The 21,117-nt window shown below is 62.4% G+C and carries 16 protein-coding genes and 2 tRNA genes; 16 read left to right on the forward strand and 2 right to left on the reverse strand.

Translation table 11 applies throughout. The annotated features are described in order from the left end of the window. Positions 1-43: 43 nt before the first annotated feature. Positions 44-487, reverse strand: a complete 444-nt coding sequence (locus BLV41_RS17830; RefSeq protein WP_074712802.1) for an SRPBCC family protein — start codon at positions 485-487, stop codon at positions 44-46. 111 nt (positions 488-598) lie between these two features. On the opposite strand from BLV41_RS17830, the gene BLV41_RS17835 reads away from it, so the two are divergent. The 3 genes from BLV41_RS17835 to BLV41_RS17845 all read left to right on the forward strand — a co-directional run bounded on the left by BLV41_RS17835 (position 599) and on the right by BLV41_RS17845 (position 4,237). Continuing rightward, entirely contained in the window at positions 599-1,984 is a 1,386-nt protein-coding gene (locus BLV41_RS17835; RefSeq protein WP_074712803.1) for a cystathionine beta-synthase, read from the forward strand. After that, the gene (locus tag BLV41_RS17840; protein ID WP_280138648.1) at positions 1,981-3,174 is read left to right on the forward strand and encodes a cystathionine gamma-synthase; all 1,194 of its coding nucleotides are present in this window, start codon (positions 1,981-1,983) and stop codon (positions 3,172-3,174) included. The genes BLV41_RS17835 and BLV41_RS17840 overlap by 4 nt, the downstream gene beginning before the upstream one ends. A gap of 376 nt (positions 3,175-3,550) precedes the next feature. Then, on the forward strand, positions 3,551-4,237 hold the full coding sequence (locus BLV41_RS17845) for a LysM peptidoglycan-binding domain-containing protein (RefSeq protein WP_074712805.1): 687 nt from the start codon (positions 3,551-3,553) through the stop codon (positions 4,235-4,237). A gap of 226 nt (positions 4,238-4,463) precedes the next feature. Here BLV41_RS17845 and BLV41_RS17850 read toward each other — a convergent pair whose 3' ends face one another. Next, complete coding sequence (locus BLV41_RS17850; protein ID WP_083360856.1) at positions 4,464-5,873, reverse strand: amidohydrolase; 1,410 nt, start codon at positions 5,871-5,873, stop codon at positions 4,464-4,466. Between the two features lie 257 nt (positions 5,874-6,130). Between BLV41_RS17850 and BLV41_RS17855 the strand changes: the two genes are divergently transcribed. The 13 genes from BLV41_RS17855 (at position 6,131) to BLV41_RS17915 (ending at position 20,953) form a co-directional block, all read left to right on the forward strand. After that, on the forward strand, positions 6,131-6,880 hold the full coding sequence (locus BLV41_RS17855; RefSeq protein WP_074712806.1) for an SDR family oxidoreductase: 750 nt from the start codon (positions 6,131-6,133) through the stop codon (positions 6,878-6,880). A gap of 213 nt (positions 6,881-7,093) precedes the next feature. Further along, a complete protein-coding gene (gene kdpF / locus BLV41_RS17860; RefSeq protein WP_239437152.1) occupies positions 7,094-7,186 on the forward strand; it encodes a K(+)-transporting ATPase subunit F in 93 nt (30 codons plus the stop codon). A 9-nt stretch (positions 7,187-7,195) separates the two neighbouring features. Next, positions 7,196-8,851: a potassium-transporting ATPase subunit KdpA gene (gene kdpA, locus BLV41_RS17865; RefSeq protein WP_074712808.1), complete on the forward strand. Its 1,656-nt coding sequence runs from the start codon at positions 7,196-7,198 to the stop codon at positions 8,849-8,851. Continuing rightward, a complete protein-coding gene (gene kdpB, locus BLV41_RS17870; protein WP_083360858.1) occupies positions 8,848-10,962 on the forward strand; it encodes a potassium-transporting ATPase subunit KdpB in 2,115 nt (704 codons plus the stop codon). The genes kdpA and kdpB overlap by 4 nt, the downstream gene beginning before the upstream one ends. Before the next feature lies 1 nt (position 10,963). Beyond that, positions 10,964-11,560: a potassium-transporting ATPase subunit KdpC gene (kdpC, locus tag BLV41_RS17875; RefSeq protein ID WP_074712809.1), complete on the forward strand. Its 597-nt coding sequence runs from the start codon at positions 10,964-10,966 to the stop codon at positions 11,558-11,560. 3 nt (positions 11,561-11,563) lie between these two features. After that, on the forward strand, positions 11,564-14,101 hold the full coding sequence (locus tag BLV41_RS17880; RefSeq protein ID WP_074712810.1) for a DUF4118 domain-containing protein: 2,538 nt from the start codon (positions 11,564-11,566) through the stop codon (positions 14,099-14,101). Beyond that, positions 14,098-14,772, forward strand: coding sequence for a response regulator (locus BLV41_RS17885; protein ID WP_044576256.1), 675 nt, complete (start codon positions 14,098-14,100; stop codon positions 14,770-14,772). The genes BLV41_RS17880 and BLV41_RS17885 overlap by 4 nt, the downstream gene beginning before the upstream one ends. Before the next feature lie 101 nt (positions 14,773-14,873). Beyond that, positions 14,874-16,340 (forward strand): MFS transporter, encoded by a 1,467-nt coding sequence (locus BLV41_RS17890; protein ID WP_074712811.1) that lies wholly within the window; start codon positions 14,874-14,876, stop codon positions 16,338-16,340. A gap of 62 nt (positions 16,341-16,402) precedes the next feature. After that, complete coding sequence (locus tag BLV41_RS17895) at positions 16,403-17,065, forward strand: MOSC domain-containing protein (RefSeq protein WP_074712812.1); 663 nt, start codon at positions 16,403-16,405, stop codon at positions 17,063-17,065. Positions 17,066-17,422: 357 nt separating this feature from the next. After that, complete coding sequence (locus tag BLV41_RS17900; protein ID WP_170835496.1) at positions 17,423-19,357, forward strand: DEAD/DEAH box helicase; 1,935 nt, start codon at positions 17,423-17,425, stop codon at positions 19,355-19,357. A 265-nt stretch (positions 19,358-19,622) separates the two neighbouring features. Beyond that, positions 19,623-19,694, forward strand: a tRNA-Thr gene (locus BLV41_RS17905). A gap of 64 nt (positions 19,695-19,758) precedes the next feature. Then, positions 19,759-19,832 (forward strand) — tRNA-Met (locus BLV41_RS17910). Positions 19,833-19,978: 146 nt separating this feature from the next. Continuing rightward, entirely contained in the window at positions 19,979-20,953 is a 975-nt protein-coding gene (locus BLV41_RS17915; protein WP_074712813.1) for a helix-turn-helix domain-containing protein, read from the forward strand. Positions 20,954-21,117: the final 164 nt, after the last annotated feature.

Raw genomic sequence — 21,117 nt, forward strand, 5'->3', positions numbered from 1 at the left:
CCACTGACTGTTGCCACGCCCCGGGGCAAAGCTGACCAGATGGTCAGCTTTGCGGGTTGGATTCGGCGAACTTCTTGAACGCCTCCATGGTCTTCAGGGTTTCCTTCCGGAAGGTGAAGCCAAATAGCAGCCCGATCACCTTCATGAAGCCCTTCAGCTCGAAGATGTTGTGGGCCACCCACTTTGTAGCGGTGCCGTCCAGATCAATGAACTGGTTGTTGCTGATGTTGTGCACACCGTTGGCATCGTAGCTGCCATCAAAATGATCCGGCAATTGGCGCCGGAGAATGGTTTCCACCATTTCCAAGGTGCCGCGGCCGCGTTTGTAGACGAGCTTCGAGGTTGCGCCGTTTTGTCCGGGGACACCCGTCAATGGCTCAAAGGAAAGCAGCCCCTTTTGCCAGTGTGACATGAGGCTCGGGTTGTCGAACAGCTCGAGGAAGCGATCCCGGGGAACATTGACAACAATCTCTTGGGTGTATTCCATGGGCGTATCTTATACCGGATTTGGCGCGAGACCCGGATGAAAGCTCGGATCAAGCACTACGGCGTCATGGCCGGTAGTCACCAGCCCGGCCGGGGCAGTACGTTTGAGTATATGAAGTATGCGAACTCCGTCCTGGACCTCATTGGCAACACTCCCTTGGTGAAATTGAACAAGGTGACCGAGGGAATCCAGGCCACCGTGCTGGTGAAACTTGAATACATGAATCCGGGTGGTTCCGCCAAGGACCGCATTGCCGTGAAGATGCTGGATGAGGCTGCCAAGGAAGGCAAAATCAAGCCCGGCGGTACGGTGGTGGAACCCACCAGCGGCAACACCGGCGTCGCCATGGCCATGGTGGCCCAGGCTCGCGGCTACAAGTGTGTTTTTGTGGTCCCGGACAAGGTGGGTGAAGACAAGCGCGCCGTCCTGCAGGCCTACGGTGCCGAGGTGGTGGTGACCCCCACTGCGGTCGCCGCGGACAGCCCGCAGTCCTATTACGGTGTCTCCGACCGGCTCGTCAAGGAAATTCCCGGCGCCTACAAGCCCGATCAGTTCTCCAACCAAAACGGGCCGCTGAGCCACTACGAATCGACCGGGCCCGAGATTTGGCGCGATACCGAAGGCAAGGTCACCCACTTTGTTGCTGGTGTGGGCACCGGCGGCACCATTTCCGGCACGGGTCGCTTCCTGCGTGAGGTCTCCGCTGACCGTCCCGAGGCCGACGGCGGCGAGGTCCAGATCATCGGTGCCGACCCGGAAGGCTCCGTTTACTCCGGCGGCACCGGCCGTCCGTACCTGGTGGAAGGCGTGGGCGAGGACATCTGGCCCCCGTCCTACGATAAAAACGTTCCGCACCAGATCATCGCCGTCACGGACAATGACAGCTTCGCCATGACCCGCCGCCTGGCCCGCGAGGAGGGCCTGCTTGTGGGAGGTTCCTCCGGCATGGCCGTGGTGGCCGCACTGGAAGCCGCCAAGGATCTCGGGCCGGAAGCCGTCGTCGTCGTTCTTCTGCCTGACAGCGGGCGTGGCTACCTGGCCAAGATCTTTGATGACAAGTGGATGCAGTCGTACGGTTTCCTGAAGGTCACCGACGAGCCCGCAATCGGCGACGTACTCAAGGCCAAGACCGGGCGGCTGCCGGATTTGGTGCACATCCACCCGAACGAGACCGTGCGCGACGTCATCAACCTGATGGCCGAGTACGGTGTCTCCCAAATTCCCGTGCTTTCCGCCGAGCCGCCTGTGGTGATGGGTGAGGTCATTGGCTCGGTCGATGAACGCACCCTGACGGGCAAGTTGTTCCGCCACGAGGCCAAGCTGACGGACAAGATCACCGAACACATGCAGCCGCTGCTGCCCATCATCGGTTCGCTGGAACCGATCTCCGCCGCGCGCACCAAATTGCAGGACGTGGACGCGCTCATGGTGACGTTTGTGGGGGCGCCCGTTGGCGTCCTGACGCGCCACGACCTGCTGACCTACCTCAACGACTGACCGTTTCCAGACGAAGGAACAAAACCATGACTGAAGGCTTCAACACCCGGGCCGTCCACGCCGGACAAACCCCCGATCCCACCACCGGCTCCGTGATCCCGCCGCTGTACCAAACCACAACGTTCGCCCAGGACGGGATTGGCAAGCTGCGCAACGGCTACGAATACGGCCGCGGCACCAACCCCACCCGCGACGGCCTCCAGGCTCAGCTCGCGGCACTTGAAGGCGGCGAATTCGCGTTCAGCTTCGCCTCAGGCCTGGCTGCCGAGGACGCCCTGATCCGTGCACTGCTGCTCCCTGGCGATCACATCATCATGGGCAACGACGTCTACGGCGGCACGTACCGGCTCATCAACAGGGTCCTCTCGGTCTGGGGCATCAGCAACGCTGCCGTTGACATGAACGACGCCGACGCGCTGGCCGCCGCTGTTGCTGCGGGCGGGCCGGAAGGCAAGACGAAGATGGTGTGGGTGGAGACGCCGTCGAACCCCATGATGAAGATTACCGACATTGCCGCGCTGGCCGAGGTGGCGCATGCGGCCGGTGCGCTCTTGGTTGTGGACAACACCTTCGCTTCGCCGTACCTGCAGAACCCCCTGGCCCTGGGCGCCGACGTGGTGGTCCATTCCACCACCAAGTACATTGGCGGTCACTCCGATGCCTCCGGCGGCGCCATCATTTTGTCCGACGCCGAGGCTGCCGAGAAGATCGGCTTCGTCCAGTTCGCCGTGGGTGCCGTTTCAGCCCCCATGGAAGCCTGGCTGACCACGCGCGGGCTCAAGACCCTGGGCGTGCGCATGGACCGGCACTGCAGCAACGCGCAGCAGATCGCCGAGTGGCTGCTGACCCGGCCCGAGGTTGAGAAGGTCTTGTACCCGGGCCTGCCCGACCACCCCGGGCACGAACTGGCCGCCAAGCAGATGCGTGGTTTCGGCGGCATGATCTCGGTGCAGTTCAAGGGTGGCGAGGCTGCTGCGCGCAAGGTAGCCGAGTCCACCCACCTATTCACGTTGGCCGAGTCGTTGGGCGGCATTGAATCACTCATGAACTACCCGTCTGAGATGACACACGCCTCCGTCAAGGGCACCGAGCTGGCCGTGCCGGAAAACCTCATCCGGTTGTCCGTGGGCATTGAGGACATCGCTGACCTCATTGCGGATCTGGACCAGGCGCTCAACACCCTGGGCTAACCGCCCGCCCCACCCAGCCAAACCCAACGCTCCATCAGATACGGGGCACTTTTCAAGAACGCTCTCGCAGTTCACACTGCGAGAGCGTTCTGGTTTCCAGGACTATTTGCATGCTTCCTACACCATGCACCTGATAAAAACTATGACAATTAGGTAACAGTTAGCTGATTTGCGTATCGATTCGGTATCGTTTTAGGGTTAGTCATGCCCTGCGGGGCGGGCGGTACTCTTTCGCCCACGATTGCCCGGGCCTTCCCACACCGCACACCGTCACGCGGAAGGCCACGGAAACAACCTCCATATCTATAGGTTGGACGGTGGCGCGCAGATGTCCGGGGACGGATGGAGCGCAGGTGGCCTTAGGGAGAACGCATCGATGAAGACCTCTAAAATCACACGCAACATTGGCCGTGTCCTGGCTATCGGCGCCATCGCCGGAGGCGGGCTGGCGGTAGCTGGAACCGGCGCCAACGCAGCCGACGGCGGTACGTGGGACGCGCTGGCACAGTGCGAAAGCGGTGGCAACTGGGCCACCAATACCGGCAATGGTTTCTCAGGCGGACTCCAATTCACGCCGAGTACCTGGGCTGCCTATGGCGGAACCGGGGCACCTGAAAGCGCAACACGCGAACAGCAGATTGCCGTGGCTGAGAACGTACAGGCCGGTCAGGGATGGGGAGCATGGCCTTCCTGTGCCGCCGAGCTTGGGTTGAGTGGCGGCGGTGGACAGGCTTATTCACCGGCTGCCGTTCCTGCCGAAGCCGCTCCTGCTCCCGTGGCCGCACAGTCCAGCGACGTAGTACCTGTTGAGCAGGCCCCGGTAGTGGAGGCACCCGTTGAACAAGCCCCCGTTGTTGAAGCCCCTGTTGAGCAGGCGCCTGCCGCAGTTGAGGTAGCCCTGAGCGGTGAAACGTACACCATCGAATCCGGCGATACCCTAAGCATCATCGCCGACAAGCTGGGCATCCAGGGTGGCTGGGAAGCCCTCTACCTGGCCAACGCTGACACGGTAATCCACCAGGACCTGATCTTCACGGGCTCAGTACTCCAGCTCCCGGCCTAGTCCCCACGCCCTCCCCCACCTCGTTCCTCGGCCGGGGCCCCTCGGGCGCGTGGGCCCACCACGCCGACTTTCATCTCGCAAGCTCGGCCGGGGCCCCTCGGGCGCGTGGGCCTACCACGCCCACCACCAAACGCGACATCACTTAACGGCCGTAAAACGCAAACGCTCCAGCACTGACTGCTGGAGCGTTTGGCGTTAATGGACGTTAAAAGACGCGGCGTTGAGGTTAGACGCGGGAAGCCGCGGCACCTACCCGGGTGTCGGCGTCGTACGTGTAAACCTGCTTGCCGCCGATGAACACCGTCAGCGCGCTCTGCATGACGTCCAGGGGATCCCCGCTCCACAGCACCAGATCGGCGTCCTTGCCTACCTTGAGCGAACCGATTCGATCAGCCAAGCCCAGTACCTTGGCCGGGTTGATGGTGATGGCGCGCAAGGCCACGTCCTTGTCCAGGCCTTCCTTCACAGCAAAGGTTGCCTGGTGGACCAGGAAGTTGATGGGCACAACCGGGTGGTCGGTGATTATGGAAATCTCCACTCCGGCGGCCGCCAATTTGCCCGGGTTGGCAATGGAACGGCCACGCAGTTCCGGCTTCGACTTGGTGGTGAATAGCGGGCCAATCAGCACCGGCGTGCCGCGTTTGGCCAGCACATCGCCGAGAATGTGGGCCTCCGTGCCGTGATCAATGACCAGTTCGTAGCCGAATTCGTCGGCCAGACGCATGGCCGTGGCGATGTCGTCGGCCCGGTGGCAGTGCTGGCGCCACGGGATCTCCCGACGCAGCACCATGGCCAGCGCCTCCATCTGGGCATCGCGCGGCCGCGGTTCGGGCAGCGCCATCCAGTTCTGTGCAGCCATGAAGGCCTGACGAATAATAAGCGCCGTGCCCAGCCGGGTGGAGGGCGTTTTCTTTTTCTCGCCATAAACATTCTTGGGATTCTCACCCAGCGCGGATTTCACGCCGCTGGGCGAGCGCAGCACCATCTCGTCGATGTAGCGCCCGTGCGTGTGCATGGCCACGGCCTGCCCTCCGATGGGGTTTCCGGAACCCGGGTTCACATTGACCACTGTGATACCGCCAGCCAGGGCATCATTGAAGCCCGGGTCAAAAGGGTCGACGGCGTCAATGGCGCGCACCGCAGCCATGACGGGATCGGTCATTTCGTTGACGTCACTCGTGGATCCCACCTCTCCCTCGGGGTGCATGCCCAGGTGGACATGGGCGTCGATAAAGCCGGGCAGCAGCCACTGGCCTTTCGCATCAAGAACATCTGCACCGTCAGGGATCTGAATGGATGCGCCAAGACCAAGAATCTTGCCGCCTTCAACCAGCACGGTGCCGTCAAAGGGTTCACCTTCCACCGGCACCACATGGGCGTTGGTGATGGCCAAAACGCGCCTCTTGGCGACGGCGGCAGCCTCACGAATGGCCGCGCTGATCGAGGCCGTATTGGCCGCAGGCTTCACCGGCACAGCCTTGCCGGACTTTTTACCGGGCTTGGCAGTGGCGGATTTGGCCACGAGGAGACCACCTGGTTTTCCTGCTGGCGCGGCCGCCCGGCGGGTGACCCGACCTGGCACAAAGGCGCCCTCTGACGTTCCGCCGGGCTTCGGGGTGGGTGCTGAGGGTGTCATGACGGCCTTTCGTTTGCCAATGGTGAACTATTCCAAGCTACAACGTTTACTCCTGCACGGGGCCACTGCGGGAGGCATGCCAAACGGTGCCCCACTTTCTTATATGCGCTGAACTCGGCGTGAGTTATGCGCATAGGGGGCGGTCCACTTTCTGTATGCGATGAACCCGCGGTGAGTTTTGCGCCCGTGGTCAAGATGCGCTGGACTCGCCATGAGTTTTGCGCAGAATGGTTCACCTGCACGCTTAGGCTGGGGCGATGTATACAAAGACTGCCCTGATCACGGGCGTTGGCCGCACGGTGGGTATTGGCGCAGCCGTTGCCCGCACGCTCGCCGCTGACGGCTGGAACCTTGTCCTGAATTATTGGCAGGCCTATGACGAACGCATGCCCTGGGGCGTTCAGCCGGAGGACATCGACACGCTCACGGCCGAGCTTGAGGCAGCCGGTGCGCGGGTGTGGGCCCTGCCGGCAGACCTGGGCGACCCGTCCGCCGTCGAACGTCTCATGGAACAGATCGCCACGAAAGCCGGGCCGCTGACGGGCATGGTGATGTCACATTGCGAATCGATCGATTCGGGGGTTCTGGACACCTCGCTGGAGAGTTTCGAGCGCCACTTCGCCGTCAATACCCGCGCCAACTGGCAGCTGATTGCTGCTTTTGCCCGGCAGGCAACGGACGACGGCGGAGCCTTGGTTGCGCTGACAAGTGACCACACAGCTTTCAACCTTCCGTACGGTGCCTCCAAGGGTGCGCTGGACAGGATCGTGATTGCCGCCGCGCGCGAACTCGGCGGGCAGGGCATCAGCGCCAATGTGCTCAACCCGGGCCCGGTGGATACCGGCTGGATGGATGAGGGGACGCGAACCGCCATGACGGCATTGCAACCGGGCGGACGGCTGGGTACCCCGGCCGATGTTGCCCCCACCGTTGCTTTCCTCCTGTCCCCGGGTGGGCGCTGGGTCAGCGGCCAGCTGATCAAGGCCGACGGCGGTTTCTCGGCCTAGCGCCGTTGCCGCATCACCGCATCGGCTGCAGTTTCGATTCATGCCGCCTTATGTATCACCCCTAGCAACGGGAACAAGTAGAGGCGGCGTGTCAGGAAGCCGTCAAGATTGACCGGTCCCGCGTAAGGAACCCGTAAAAACAAGCTCCAAACCCACGCCCCGGGTGTGCGATTGAGTCAAGACATCAACGCACATTGGGAAAGTAGGATTGCTGTGGTTTTAGCGACGTGGTTAATTTTGGGGCTGGTGGGGCTGGCCTTGCTGGTCTACCTGCTGGCTGCCCTCATCCGCCCCGAGAAGTGGTGACCGGGCACCATGGACCTCAACGTTTTCTCGTTGGCCACCCAGCTGGCCGTATTGATCGTGGTGCTGGCTGCCCTGCACCAGCCCCTGGGCAAATATCTCGCCGCAACGTTCACCAGCCACAAGCACTTGGCAGTGGAACGCGGGCTGTACAAGCTCTCAGGCATTGACGCCAAGGCAGACCAGCACTGGAAGGTATACCTGCGCTCGCTGCTGGCATTTAGCATCGTCTCCATCGTGGTGCTGTTCCTGGCCCAGCTGCTGCAAGGAATCCTGCCCTTCAACCAGGGGCTGGGGGCCGTTGACCCGTGGGTTGCCATGAACACGGCAGTCTCCTTTGTCACCAACACCAACTGGCAAACCTACGTCCCGGAGACAACCCTGGGCTTCGGCATCCAGATGATGCTGCTCGCTGTGCAGAACTTCCTCAGCGCGGCCGTGGGGCTCGCAGTTGTGGTGGCCCTGATTCGCGGACTCACCAGGGCCCAAACCAACAACTTAGGCAATTTCTGGGTCGACCTGACTCGCGGCACCCTGCGCGTCCTGCTGCCCATGGCCGTTATTGGCGCCGTGGTCCTGATTGTCACCGGCGTCATCCAGAACTGGGGCGGCACCAACATCCACACCCTGGTCACCGGTGCCCAGCAAACAGTCCCCGGCGGACCGGTGGCCTCTCAGGAGGCCATCAAGCTCCTGGGCACCAACGGCGGCGGCTACTTCAATGCCAACTCCGCCCACCCGTTCGAAAACCCCACCGCATTCAGCAGCCTGTTTGAGGTGTTCCTGATCCTTCTCATCCCGTTCTCCCTGCCAGCCATGTACGGACGCATGGTGGGCGACAAACGCCAGGGCTACACGGTACTCACCGTGATGTTGGCATTCTGGCTGGCGTCCACCACATTGATGGCATGGGCCATTGCCGCCTTCACCGGCAGCGGCACCAGCGTGGGAGAAGGGTTCGAGCAGCGCCTCGGGATTGCCCCCAGCGCCCTGTTCGCCACAGCAACCACCCTGACCTCAACCGGGGCCGTCAACGTGGCCCACGATTCCCTGCCACCCCTGGCCGGCGGGCTCGCCATGCTGAACATGATGCTGGGTGAGATTGCTCCAGGGGGAGTGGGCTCGGGCCTCTACGGGATGCTGATCCTGGCTGTGGTGGCCGTGTTCATTGGCGGACTCATGGTGGGACGCACCCCAGAGTTCCTGGGCAAGAAGATTGGCGCACCCCAGATGAAGCTCGTGGCCCTGTACATTCTGGTCACGCCCACCTTGGCGCTGCTGGGCACAGGCATCACCGTCGCAACGCCGGCGCTCGCAGCGGCTGCACCCGCCGGGGGCCCGCACGGTTTCAGTGAAATCCTTTACGCCTTCACGTCAGCCGCGAACAACAACGGCTCGGCCTTTGGTGGCATCACCAGCTCCGGTCCCGGACTGGCCACCCTGTTGGCGCTGGCCATGTTCATCGGCCGTTTCCTGCCCATCGCGCTGGTATTGGCGCTCGCAGGCTCCCTGGCGAAGCAACGCAAAATCCCCGCAACCACGGGAACACTCGCCACGCACGGACCGCTCTTCGCCGTGCTCTTGGGCGGCATCTCCCTGATCCTGACCGCACTCACCTACTTCCCCGCGCTCGCCCTGGGCCCGGCTGCTGAAGGACTGCTCAAATGAACCTCAACAACACACTTGCGGCGCTTCCCCTGGCCTTCCGCAAGCTCAATCCCCGCCAGATGATCCATTCGCCAGTCATGTTCACAGTGCTGATCGGCTCCGTTGTCTGCACCGCCGTGAGTATTCAGCAGCTGGCCATTGCCTCCGATTCGGCAGTATTTTCCATCATCGTCACGGTGTGGCTTTGGTTGACGGTGCTGTTTGGCAACTTGTCCGAGGCCATCGCCGAGGGCCGTGGCAAGGCCCAAGCTGACAGTCTCCGTGCCGCCAGGACCTCCGTTATGGCACGACGCCGGACCCGCGCCTTGGTGCCAGCCGGTGCGTCAGGCGCAGGCCAAGACGTCAACGACGACGGCTATGAAGAGGAAAGGGTCCCCGGCACCGACCTCAAGGTGGGTGACATTGTCATCTGCGAGGCAGGGGACCTCATCCCCAGCGACGGCGACGTCATCGAGGGCCTGGCCAGCGTGGACGAATCCGCCATTACCGGAGAATCGGCACCCGTCATCCGCGAATCCGGTGGCGACAGAAGCTCCGTCACGGGCGGCACCATGGTGCTCTCGGACAGGATCGTCATCCGCATCACGGCAGCCAGCGGCAAGACGTTCCTGGACAGGATGATCTCCCTGGTGGAAGGTGCCACCCGGCAGAAGACGCCCAATGAAATCGCGTTGAACGTGCTGCTGGCCTCGCTGACAATCGTGTTCGTGGTCGCCGTCATGACGCTGGCCCCCATGGCCAACTTCGCCAACGCACTGCCCACCCCCGTGGTGTTGGTGGCGCTGCTGGTCTGCCTGATCCCCACCACCATCGGCGCCCTGGTTCCTGCCATCGGCATCGCCGGCATGGACAGGCTCATCCAGCGCAACGTCCTGGCCACCTCCGGCCGGGCCGTGGAAACCGCCGGCGACATCACCACCCTCCTGCTCGACAAGACGGGCACCATCACCTACGGCAACCGCCGCGCCGTTGCTTTCATAGCGGCCGACGGCGTGAACCAGCAGCTGCTTGTCGATTCGGCACGCTTGTCCTCGCTGGCAGACGAAACACCCGAGGGCCGCTCCATTGTGGAACTGGCCCAGAAGGACGGAACGCCGCAGGACCCAACGGCAACGCTCACCCCGGACGTCGAGGTCATTGAGTTCAGCGCCGTCACCCGCATGAGCGGGCTCAACCTGCCCGTGGGGCATCCTGCCAACCCGGGCCCAACAAACCTGAAGGTGCGCAAGGGGGCGGCGTCCGCCGTCGAACACTATGCCAAGGAACGCGGCGGGAGCCTGCCGCAGGAACTTCAAGATGCGGTCCTGAAGATTTCCGGGACTGGCGGCACCCCGCTGCTCGTGGCCACGCATAGCGGCGAGCGCGCGCAGATTCTTGGCGTCATTCACCTGGCCGACGTGGTCAAACCAGGCATGAAGGAACGGTTCGCCGAGCTGCGGGCCATGGGAATCAAGACCATCATGATCACCGGCGACAACAAGATCACGGCCGCCGCGATTGCCGCCGAGGCCGGGGTGGATGACTTTGTTGCCGAGGCCACCCCGGAGGACAAATTGGCTGTCATCAAGGCCGAACAGGAGGCGGGGAGATTGGTGGCCATGACGGGGGACGGCACCAATGACGCCCCGGCGCTGGCTGCGGCGGATGTGGGTGTGGCCATGAATTCGGGCACCAGTGCGGCCAAGGAAGCTGCCAACATGGTGGATTTGGATTCGGACCCCACCAAGCTCATTGACATTGTGGGCATTGGCAAGCAGTTGCTGATCACGCGCGGTTCGCTGACCACTTTTTCGGTGGCGAACGACGTGGCCAAGTACTTTGCCATTGTGCCGGCCCTGTTTGCGGCGACGTTCCCCGGGCTGGGGCTGCTGAACATCATGGGGCTGTCGTCCCCCGAGAGTGCCATCCTGTCGGCCGTCATCTTCAACGCCCTGGTCATTGTTGCGCTGGTGCCGCTGGCGCTGCGTGGCGTGAAGTACCGGGCCGTCTCGGCGGCCAAGGCGCTGTCCCGGAACCTGCTCATCTTTGGCCTGGGCGGCGTCATCGCCCCGTTCATCGGCATCAAGCTCATAGACCTGCTGGTCTCCCTCATCCCCACGATTGGTCACTAATATGAACGCCTACGGACGCCAACTACTCACGGCCCTGCGGTTCCTGCTGTGCGCCACCCTGCTGCTGGGCCTGGCGTACCCCGTGCTGGTCTTCGGGGCCGGGCAGCTCATCGCCCCCGCCCAGGCCAACGGCTCCATCATCAGCAACGGCGGCAAGGCAGTCGGTTCGTCACTGCTGGCCCAGCCGGTCACCGGCACGGCGTACTTCTTCCCGCGGCCCTCGGCTGTGGGCTGGGACCCGGCGACGTCGTCGGCCACAAACCTTGGGCCCAATCAGGCGGCGTTGGTGGAGGCCATCGCCACCAACAGGGGAGAGGTGGCTGCACGGGAGAAGGTATCGCCGGCGGAGGTTCCGATCGACGCCGTCACAGCCAGCGGCTCAGGGCTGGACCCGGATATTTCCCCGGCCTACGCAGCCCTGCAAGTGTCACGGGTGGCGGCCGCCAACGGGCTCAGCGAGGCGGCCGTGAAGGACCTGGTGGAGCAAAACACGAGCGCCGGGGTGAACGCCTTTCTGGGGCAGCCCTCGGTCAACACCACCACCTTGAATGCTGCCCTTAAAGCTGTGCAGAAAACCCCAACAGGCCTGCGAGAATAAACTATGACGCGCGGCATATTGCGAATCTTTCTCGGTGCAGCCCCCGGTGTAGGCAAGACCTACTCCATGCTGGAGGAAGGTCATGCCCAAGCCGCGGCCGGTGTTGATGTGGTGGCGGGAATTGTTCTTGACCACGGGCGGGAACAAACCCGCGCGCAACTAGACGGCCTGGAGTCCATAGCCGTCAGGACCGTCAACTACCGGGGCAGCGATTTTGAAGAATTGGACGTTGCGGCCCTGCTAGCGCGTAAACCGGCTCTGGCCCTGGTGGATGAGTACGCCCACTCCAACATTCCCGGGGCCGGCAACGCCAAGCGTTGGCAGGACGTGGAGGAGCTCCTGGCCGCTGGCATCGATGTGTATTCCACTGTCAACGTCCAGCACCTGGCCTCGCTGGGGGACGTGGTGGAGACCATTACCGGTGTTCGCCAGCAGGAGACGGTGCCCGATGACATTGTTCGCCGGGCAGACCAGATAGAACTCGTGGACATCCCGCCTGAACTGCTGCGTCAACGGCTCAGCACAGGCCATGTCTATGCGGCCGACAAGGTCGACGCCGCGCTGGCCAACTATTTCAGGTTGGGAAACCTCACGGCACTGCGCGAACTGGCCTTGTTGTGGCTGGCCGACAGGGTGGAAGAGGGCGTGGCCGCTTATAGGGAAAGCCACGGCATCGCCACCAGCTGGCCAACTCGCGAAAGGGTCGTAGTGGGGCTGCCGGGTGGGCCGGAGGGCGAGGTGCTGTTGCGCCGTGCGGCCCGCATCCTTAGCCGGGTCAGCGGCGGGGAGTTGCTCGCCGTGCACGTGCCCAGATCCGACGGCGTCGCCGGGGACGCGCCGTCGGCCCTTGAAGGGCAGCGGCAACTCGTCACCGATTTGGGCGGCACCTACCACTTTGTAGGCGGGGCGGACCCGGCGCAGGCGCTGCTGGATTTTGCCAAGAATGCCGGAGCGACCCAAATCGTGATTGGTTCATCGCGGCGCAAGCCCCGCCTTGGCTTCCTGTTTGGCCCGGGTGTTGGTGCCAGGGTTGTGCGCGACGCCGGTGACATGGACGTGCACATGGTGCCGCACCCCCTGAGTGGCTCCGGGCGTGCCGTGCGCAACCGCAGTGAGCTGAACAGAACTCGCGTAGTTGTTGGATTCGTCCTTGCTGTGACTCTGCCCGTCCTGGTCCAGCTGTGCACGGGTCCGTTGAGCCTGCAAACCATCATGGTGGTCCAACTGGCGGCAACCATCGCTGTTGCCTTGGTGGGGGGCCTCTGGCCTGCGGTGTTGGCTGCCGTATGGGGAATCTTGATACTGAACTTTTATTCGGCACCACCGTTGGGCACTCTCCACATCAACGATCCCGAAAATCTTCTGACGCTGCTGGTGTTTTTGCTCGTCGCTGTTGCGGTTGCACTGGCAGTGGACAAATCTGCCCGCCGTTCGCGGGAAGCCCTGCGGGCCGGCGCGGAGGCAGCCACACTGAGTGAGCTGGCCCGCGGCATCCTGGCCTCGCAGGACACCGTGCAGGTGCTCCTGGAACAGGTTCGGGACCATTTCGCCATGCGCTCGGTAGTGCTTTTCCGCAGTGCGCGGGACGGCAATGGCTGGAGCCTGGAAGCCTCTGTAGGGGATGATCCGCCGCAGAACCCTGAACAGGCGGACACCCTTGAGGAAGTTTCCGAGCATTGGATGCTTGGCCTGGCAGGACGGATTTTGCCGTCGAGCGACAGGCGCCTGCTCAGTGCCTTTGGTGCGCACCTGCTGGCCTTGGAACAGCGCGAGGCATTGAGCGAGACCCAGCGCGAGAACGTGCAATTGAGCCAGGACAACAACATTAGAACCTCAGTTCTGCGGGCCGTCTCCCATGACCTGCGCACACCGTTGGCAGGGATCAAGCTAGCCGTCAGCAGCCTGCGCCAGAGCGAGGTAACCTTCAGCCCCGAGGACGAAGCCGAGCTGCTGGGCACCATTGAGCACTACTCGGACAGGATGGACGCCCTGGTGGGCAACTTGTTGGACATGTCCCGCCTCAGCGCCCAGATGGTGAGCCCCGTTGTGGGGCCAGTGAGCTGGCAAGAGGTGTTGCCGGCTGCCTTGCACGGGGTCCCCGCCGGCCGCGTGCGCCGCGAGCTGCCCCCGAACATGCCGCCCATTGAGGCCGATCCCGGACTGCTCGAGCGGGTTATCGCCAACATCGTGGAAAACGCCGTGAAGTATGCCCCGGACTCGGAAATCCTGGTGGTCGGTTCCATCGGCGGAAGCGGCAGTGCCACCATCAACGGCCGCCCCGCCAGCGAATTGCGCGTGGTGGATCATGGCAAGGGCGTCCCCGCGGCCGAGGTCATGGCCATGTTCAGGCCTTTTCAAAGGCTCGACGACGTCTCTTACGGCCCGCGCGGCGGCACCGGCGTGGGACTGGGGCTGGCTGTTGCCAAGGGATTCACCGAGATTATGGGCGGGATGCTCGAGGCTGCTCAAACACCCGGCGGTGGGTTGACCATGATCATTCGCATACCGCTGTCCACCGGAATTGTAAGGACCCTGCCATGACAACAGTTTTAGTGGTTGATGACGAACCTCAGATCCTGCGTGCCCTGCAGATCAACCTGCACGCGCACGGCTACACGGTGGTTGCGGCGCACAACGGAACCACGGCGCTGGCCGCCGCACAGGCTCACGTGATCGACGTCGTCGTACTTGACCTTGGGCTGCCCGACATGGACGGAATGGACGTGATAGCCGGGTTGCGCGGCTGGAGCGAGGTGCCCATCATTGTGCTCTCGGCCCGGCACGGTTCGCATGACAAAGTTGAGGCGCTCGATGCCGGAGCCGACGACTACGTGACCAAGCCGTTTGGGCTGGATGAGCTGCTGGCCAGGCTCCGGGCGGCAACGCGACGCTCCGGACCGCAGGTGGCCGAGCCGTGCGTGGAAACGGCCGAATTCACGGTGGACCTGGCCAATAAGCAGGTGTTCCGCCACGACCAACCGGTGCGGATGACGCCCACCGAATGGAGCGTTCTGGAGCTGTTGGTGCGCAATCCGGGCCGGCTCGTGAGCCAGCAGCAAATCCTGACCGATGTATGGGGGCCCGCGTATGCCAAGGAAACCCATTATCTGCGCGTGTACATGGCTCAGCTGCGCAGGAAATTGGAGAGCGATCCCGCCGCACCGGTGCACCTGCTCACGGAAGCCGGTATGGGGTACCGGTTCGCGCCGTAGCCCGTACGCAGCTTCGTAAATAAGGTGGCAGAATTGCAGGGCGCCACCGGCTTGTCAGTCCAGGGTGGCTGCCCTTTTCAGACACCTCTTGCAAGGAATTCATGAAGACCTCAGCACCACCCATTGGGCGGGCACGCTCCATTGCCTTGATTTCACTGTTCCTAGCCTCCTTCATGGAGCTCTTGGACGCCACAATTGTCAACGTGGCCCTGCCCGATATTGAACGTGCACTGGGTGCCCAGAATGCCGAATTGCAGTGGATGGTTGCCTCCTACACGCTGGCACTGGCCATCGGCCTCATCACAGGATCCCGGCTGGGCGATATATTCGGTCGCAAAAAGGTCTTCATCATCGGCCTGGTGGCCTTCACCGTGGCCTCCGTGCTGTGCGGTGCCGCGATGAACCCGGAGATGCTAATTGCCTCCCGCGCCCTGCAGGGTTTTGCCTCTGCGGCCATGATTCCCCAGGTTCTTTCCAGCCTTCAGGTCATGTACAAGCCGTCCGAACGCGCTGGCGCCATGGCCGGGTTCTCCGCATTGGCTGGTGTTGCTGCCGTGTCCGGACCCATCCTGGGCGCCGTGCTGACCAACGCGGACATCTTCGGTTGGGGCTGGCGCACCATCTTCTTCGTCAACATCCCCGTTGGTATCTTCGCCGTCATCTGCGCCATCAAATTTGTTCCCGAATCCAAGGCGCCGGTGCGGCACAAGCTTGACCTGTCCGGCGTCGTCATTCTTGCCGTGGGCATGATGGCCATCCTGTACCCGCTCACGATGGGACGCGAGGAAGGCTGGCCGCTGTGGACCTACCTCTCCATGGTGTTCGGCCTGCTGGTGTTGACCGGTTTTGTGCTGCTGCAGCACAGGGAGGAAAAGCGCGGTGGAGAACCATTGGTGGCTGTGTCGCTCTTCAAGAGCCGGCCGTTTGCCGCCGGCATTGTCATGATGTTCCTGTTCTTCATCCCCATGAACGGCTTCTTCCTGATCCAGACACTGTTCCTGCAGATCGGCCTTGAATACCCCATTCTGAAGGCCGGCCTGACCATGATCCCGTTCTCCATCATGGTGCCGGTGCTCGCCGGCATTTCGGCCGCGATCCTCGCCAAGAAGATTGGCCGTGTGGTGCTGCAGCTGGGCCCGTTGGTCATCGCCGCAGGCTTTGTGGTCCTGATCCTGACGGTTCAGTCCGTGGGCGGAACCGTCACCCCGTGGCACCTGCTGGCCGGGTTGGCCCTGAGCGGCGCCGGCTTCGGCATGGTCGTGGCACCCGTGGGAATCTTTGTCCTTTCTGAAGTCCCCACCAAATTCGCCGGCAGCGCCTCTGGCCTGTTCAACACCACCAGCCAGCTCGCCGGAGCCTTGGGTGTTGCCATCATCGGCACCATCTACTTCAACTCGCTGGAGTCCAGCACAGGCACCAGCCAGTCGGCCGTGTTCATTGATGGCTTCACCTTCACCATGTGGATCATGGCCGGCGGCATGGTCTTGGCCTCGATCGCGGCAACGTTCCTGCCGCGCTGGGCCAGCGAGTCCGATGTCTCCGGGGCCGTTGAACTGGTTGACGCTTAAGAAATACGACGTGTAGGTCCCCGACATGGGTGGGCCCGGCACCTCTGGATTAGGGTTAAACCATGACTTCCTTGCTCCCGCCGAGCGCTTCCGTACTGGCAATTTGCCGGGTCCACCAACTGATCACCACAAAAACCGGTTTTGGTGTCACGGCCATCGACAAACGCGCCGTTGACGGACCAGTCAACCTGCGCCGGTTCGGTGTGTTTGGGGACGTGCAGGCAGACTCGGAACACCACGGCGGGCCGGATCAAGCCGTCTATGCCTATTCTCAGGAAGATGCCGACTACTGGAATGCCGAGCTGGGACGCCCCATTCCGCCCGGATTGTTCGGCGAGAATCTGCGTACTCACGGCGTGGCCACAACCGAGGCTGTGATCGGCACGAGGTGGCGGATCGGCAAGGCCCTGCTGGAGGTGACCTCCCCACGTGTTCCTTGTGCAACCTTTGGTGAGCGGATGGACGAGCCCCAGTGGGTCAAGAGGTTCACCCAGGCCGGGCGCGTGGGCACCTACCTGCGGGTGTTGGAGACGGGCAAGGCCCAAGCCGGTGACGCCGTCGTCGTTGAACACGTGCCGGAGCACGGAATAACGGTGGGCAAGTTCTTCGGCGACCCCACAGTAGAAGACGTTCATACGCTTCAAGCCCTGCATGATTCCGGCGCGCTCGCGCTGGGAAATCACTACTGGCCGTACTTCCGCAAGATCCTCGCGAACGCCATCTAGGCAAGGGTGTGCCGAACCTCACGGGCCGGCATCGACTTTCTCTATACCGCAGCGGTAAGGTATGCCCTACAATTTAAATATCCCCCACTCCGGTATCTCCTTTTATTTTCTGCCCAATTTTTGAGGCAGGAGCCTGAAGTGTTTGGGGCCCGCAACGTTAATGTGCGGGCAAGTAGCGTTCATAGGGGATTGCCGGCAAAGAAACGCCATGCAGCATTGGTTTTATTGCAATGCTGGCGGCCGTAGCAACGGTCGTAAAGATGGCGCGAGATCCTGCCCGGGATGCCGAGTAGCGGCTGGATTTCTGCAATGCGGCGTTCCTCGCCGCTTGGCCCTATGAATGAGGACATTTTGACCATGCCCGAAAACTTGACAGAAACTTCCCCGGAGACCGAGGAAGAAATCGAAACTACTTTCGCTGACTTGGGTATTGACGGCCGCGTGCTGTCCGCCCTGAACGACGTCGGCTACGAGAAGCCCTCACCCATCCAGGCAGCAACCATCCCGCTGCTGCTCGAAGGCCGCGACGTTGTTGGCCTGGCGCAGACCGGAACCGGTAAGACGGCAGCATTCGCCGTTCCCGCCCTGTCCCGCATGGCTGAGCTGATGGACCTCAACGGTCCCACCAAGGACACCCAGATCCTGGTTCTTGCTCCGACTCGCGAGCTGGCCCTTCAGGTTGCTGAAGCGTTCACCTCCTACGCCAAGTACATGGACAACTTCTCCGTGCTCCCCGTTTACGGTGGCTCTGCCTACGGCCCGCAGCTTGCTGGCCTGCGCCGCGGTGCACAGGTTGTTGTCGGTACCCCCGGCCGCGTTATCGACCACCTCTCCAAGGGCTCCTTGGACCTCTCCAACCTCCAGTACCTGGTCTTGGATGAGGCCGATGAGATGCTGCGCATGGGCTTCGCCGAAGACGTAGAGAAGATCTTGGCTGAGACCCCGAAGGAGAAGCAGGTTGCCCTGTTCTCCGCCACGATGCCGGGCCAGATCCGCCGCATCTCCAAGCAGTACCTGAACAACCCGGCCGAGGTCACGGTCAAGTCGAAGACCACCACCGGCGCCAACACCCGTCAGCGTTACTTGCAGGTCATGGGCCCGCACAAGCTCGACGCACTGACCCGCGTGCTTGAGGTTGAGCAGTTCGAGGGCGTCATCGCGTTCGTTCGCACCAAGATGGCCACCGAAGACCTCGCCGACAAGCTGAAGTCACGCGGCTTCCAGGCTGCCGCCATCAACGGCGACATCCCGCAGCAGCAGCGCGAGCGCACCGTTGAGGCATTGCGCGACGGCAAGATCGACATCCTGGTTGCTACCGACGTTGCGGCCCGTGGCCTTGACGTTGAGCGCATCACGCACGTCATCAACTACGACATCCCGCATGACACCGAGTCCTACGTGCACCGCATTGGCCGTACGGGGCGTGCAGGCCGTTCAGGTGACGCCATCTTGTTCATGACTCCTCGCGAGAAGTACTTGCTGCGCGCCATCGAGAAGGCCACGCGCCAGCCGGTGGAGCAGATGCACCTGCCGTCCGCTGAAACCATCAACTCCCTTCGCTTGGGCAAGTTCGCTGAGAAGATCACCGAAACCCTGGCCAGCAAGGACGTTGCCAAGTTCCGCGACCTGATTTCTTCCTACGAGCAGGAGCACGACGTGCCCGCCTCGGAGATTGCTGCAGCCTTGGCCGTAATGGCCCAGGGCGGCCAGCCGTTGCTCGTCAATGACCTGCCGGCAGCTCCGGAATACCAGAAGAAGGAACGCTCCAAGGACGGCTTCGGCTCACGTGGCCCGACCCGCACCCTGACCGAGGGCAACGCCACCTACCGCATCTCGGTAGGCCGTCGCCAGCGCGTCATGCCCGGCTCCATTGTTGGCGCCATTGCCAACGAAGGCGGCCTGTCCTCCTCGCAGATCGGCGGCATCGACATCCGCTCCGATCACACCTTGGTGGAACTGCCTGCCGATCTGAGCAAGGACCAGTGGAAGGCGCTGAGCCGCACTCGCATCAGCGGTGAGCTCATCAACCTGGAGCTGGACAAGGGACGCCGCCCCTCCGGCGGCAGCGCCCCCTACCAGGGCGGTGGCGAGCGCAATGACCGCGGTCAGGGCGGCTTCAAGAAGAAGTTCGACGGCGACCGCACCGGTGGCTTCCGCGGCGGTGACCGTGACCGCGGTGCAGACCGCGGCTTCAGCAGCGATCGCGGCCAGGGCCACACCGGCCATGGTGCCGGCGACCGCCGTCCCCGCCACGAAGGCGGACAGAGCTTCAACAGCAAGGGCAAGTGGTAAACACCACGCCCCAAGGCGCTAAAAATGCCGGCCACCTGCAAGGGTGGCCGGCATTTTTTATTGCCAAATTCTTGGCCTAATTTGGTATGTGACGCAACTCATGAAGGAGTCGCTTTGGGGTCATAAACCCTTGATTTCCAGGGCTTCTTTGCTAGTTTTCACCTTGCCATTACGAGTGAAACGCTGCCTCTTGGGCCAATTACGGGTACTACGGAGAGCGCCGATTTCACATCCAGCAAAAGCGCTGGTAAAGTATTCTCTCGTTGCCCCCCTAGCTCAGTGGTAGAGCGCGTTCTTGGTAAGAACGAGGTCACCGGATCGATTCCGGTGGGGGGCTCGCGAATGAGAAGGCTCGTGTCAAGACGGTTTTGACCGGGGCGGCACGGGCCGAACTCATTTGGGGCGGCATAGCTCAGTTGGTTAGAGCGCACGACTCATAATCGTGAGGTCCCGAGATCGAGTCTCGGTGCCGCTACAGAGTAAGCCCCCTCCCGCACTATGCGGGAGGGGGCTTTTTTGTGTCCCCTGAATTTAGCCGGTTATTGTATCTATGACGTGCCGAGTTGCCTTATTGCAACTCATGGCCACGTGGTCACGGTTTTGGGGAACTGAGGAGTAGTCATGATTGAGCCGGATATGTTGGTGATCCCTGGGCGGAGCCACGACAAAGTTACGTTGCGTGGACACGAATCTTTGGAGAACTATTCACGCCCCTGGCGGCTGGTCCCACATAAGAAGGCCGGGTTCCACGCAACGGTACAGACATGGCATTCTCGGCGGCTCCTGCTCTCTCGTGCACAAGGAGACGCCATCATGATGTACCGGGATGCAGAGCATCTCCGGGACGGCCACGATCGCTTTCTCCTCATGGTCCTTGTCCATGAGGGCGGACTGACCTGCGAGCAGCGCGGCAGGATGACAACTGCCTCGCAGGGATCCATCGTGACGCTGCTGCCGAAAGAAACGTTCTGGTCAAGTGCGATGGACGGAACCGACGCAACCCTGCTCTTTGTGCCAGTTGGATATCTTGAGGAGCGCGGCATCGGCGCGGATGTCCTGGCTGCCGCGGCGTGGCATGGCGGACCGCTTTTGGAGGGGATCCGGGCTCTTGTGGACAGAACTCTCGAATTGCCGGAGGATCAACGCGAACAACACGCTATCCATGTTGAACAAGCACTGCTTGAACTCCTGGTTGGCCTCATCGCGCAGTATTTGCAGTCCCTGGGCAGCCACGACGCTGCAGCCGAGGAAGTACGCCGGCGCGTGGCGTCAGCAATTGCCAACAATTACGCCAATCCGTCATACAACGTTGCCTCCATTGCTGCTGAGCTGGGTGTCAGCCGCAGGTATCTGTACAAGGTGTATGAGGGTCGCGAGACGTCCGTGGGCGCGCTGCTGCGCTCCAAGCGGCTTGATGAGGCAGAGATCCTGCTGCGCCGCCAAGATTTCGGGCCAACACTGTCTCGGATCGGAAAATCGGTCGGCTTCACCAGCGCGGAGAGCTTTGGGCGGTCCTTCAAGGACCGGACAGGGACCACCCCCTCCGAATACCGTGCCCGGCACAAGACCCACGGCACGAGAAGAACCGCAGACTAGCGCTGCTGCCCTTTCGGACGTGCACACAAGCGTTTTTGTGCACCAAGACCTGCGAATTCGTGTTTTCGCGTCACGATTCGCTTTGGGCTTACTAGCCTGAATACAACACACAAACTTACTTAGGTCACGGGGACTCTGTGCCCAAATTGCCGACGGCTGCCAAG

Origin of the sequence: Arthrobacter alpinus (assembly GCF_900105965.1) — a bacterium.
Taxonomy (GTDB): domain Bacteria; phylum Actinomycetota; class Actinomycetes; order Actinomycetales; family Micrococcaceae; genus Specibacter; species Specibacter alpinus.

Excerpts from the sequence above, each read along its gene's own strand:
- BLV41_RS17830 (WP_074712802.1), bottom strand. The coding sequence starts at position 487 with ATGGAATACACCCAAGAGATTGTTGTCAATGTTCCCCGGGATCGCTTC.
- BLV41_RS17835 (WP_074712803.1), top strand. The coding sequence starts at position 599 with ATGAAGTATGCGAACTCCGTCCTGGACCTCATTGGCAACACTCCCTTG.
- BLV41_RS17845 (WP_074712805.1), top strand. The coding sequence starts at position 3,551 with ATGAAGACCTCTAAAATCACACGCAACATTGGCCGTGTCCTGGCTATC.
- BLV41_RS17850 (WP_083360856.1), bottom strand. The coding sequence starts at position 5,873 with ATGACACCCTCAGCACCCACCCCGAAGCCCGGCGGAACGTCAGAGGGC.
- BLV41_RS17855 (WP_074712806.1), top strand. The coding sequence starts at position 6,131 with ATGTATACAAAGACTGCCCTGATCACGGGCGTTGGCCGCACGGTGGGT.
- kdpA (WP_074712808.1), top strand. The coding sequence starts at position 7,196 with ATGGACCTCAACGTTTTCTCGTTGGCCACCCAGCTGGCCGTATTGATC.
- kdpB (WP_083360858.1), top strand. The coding sequence starts at position 8,848 with ATGAACCTCAACAACACACTTGCGGCGCTTCCCCTGGCCTTCCGCAAG.
- kdpC (WP_074712809.1), top strand. The coding sequence starts at position 10,964 with ATGAACGCCTACGGACGCCAACTACTCACGGCCCTGCGGTTCCTGCTG.
- BLV41_RS17880 (WP_074712810.1), top strand. The coding sequence starts at position 11,564 with ATGACGCGCGGCATATTGCGAATCTTTCTCGGTGCAGCCCCCGGTGTA.
- BLV41_RS17885 (WP_044576256.1), top strand. The coding sequence starts at position 14,098 with ATGACAACAGTTTTAGTGGTTGATGACGAACCTCAGATCCTGCGTGCC.
- BLV41_RS17890 (WP_074712811.1), top strand. The coding sequence starts at position 14,874 with ATGAAGACCTCAGCACCACCCATTGGGCGGGCACGCTCCATTGCCTTG.
- BLV41_RS17895 (WP_074712812.1), top strand. The coding sequence starts at position 16,403 with ATGACTTCCTTGCTCCCGCCGAGCGCTTCCGTACTGGCAATTTGCCGG.
- BLV41_RS17900 (WP_170835496.1), top strand. The coding sequence starts at position 17,423 with ATGCCCGAAAACTTGACAGAAACTTCCCCGGAGACCGAGGAAGAAATC.
- BLV41_RS17915 (WP_074712813.1), top strand. The coding sequence starts at position 19,979 with ATGATTGAGCCGGATATGTTGGTGATCCCTGGGCGGAGCCACGACAAA.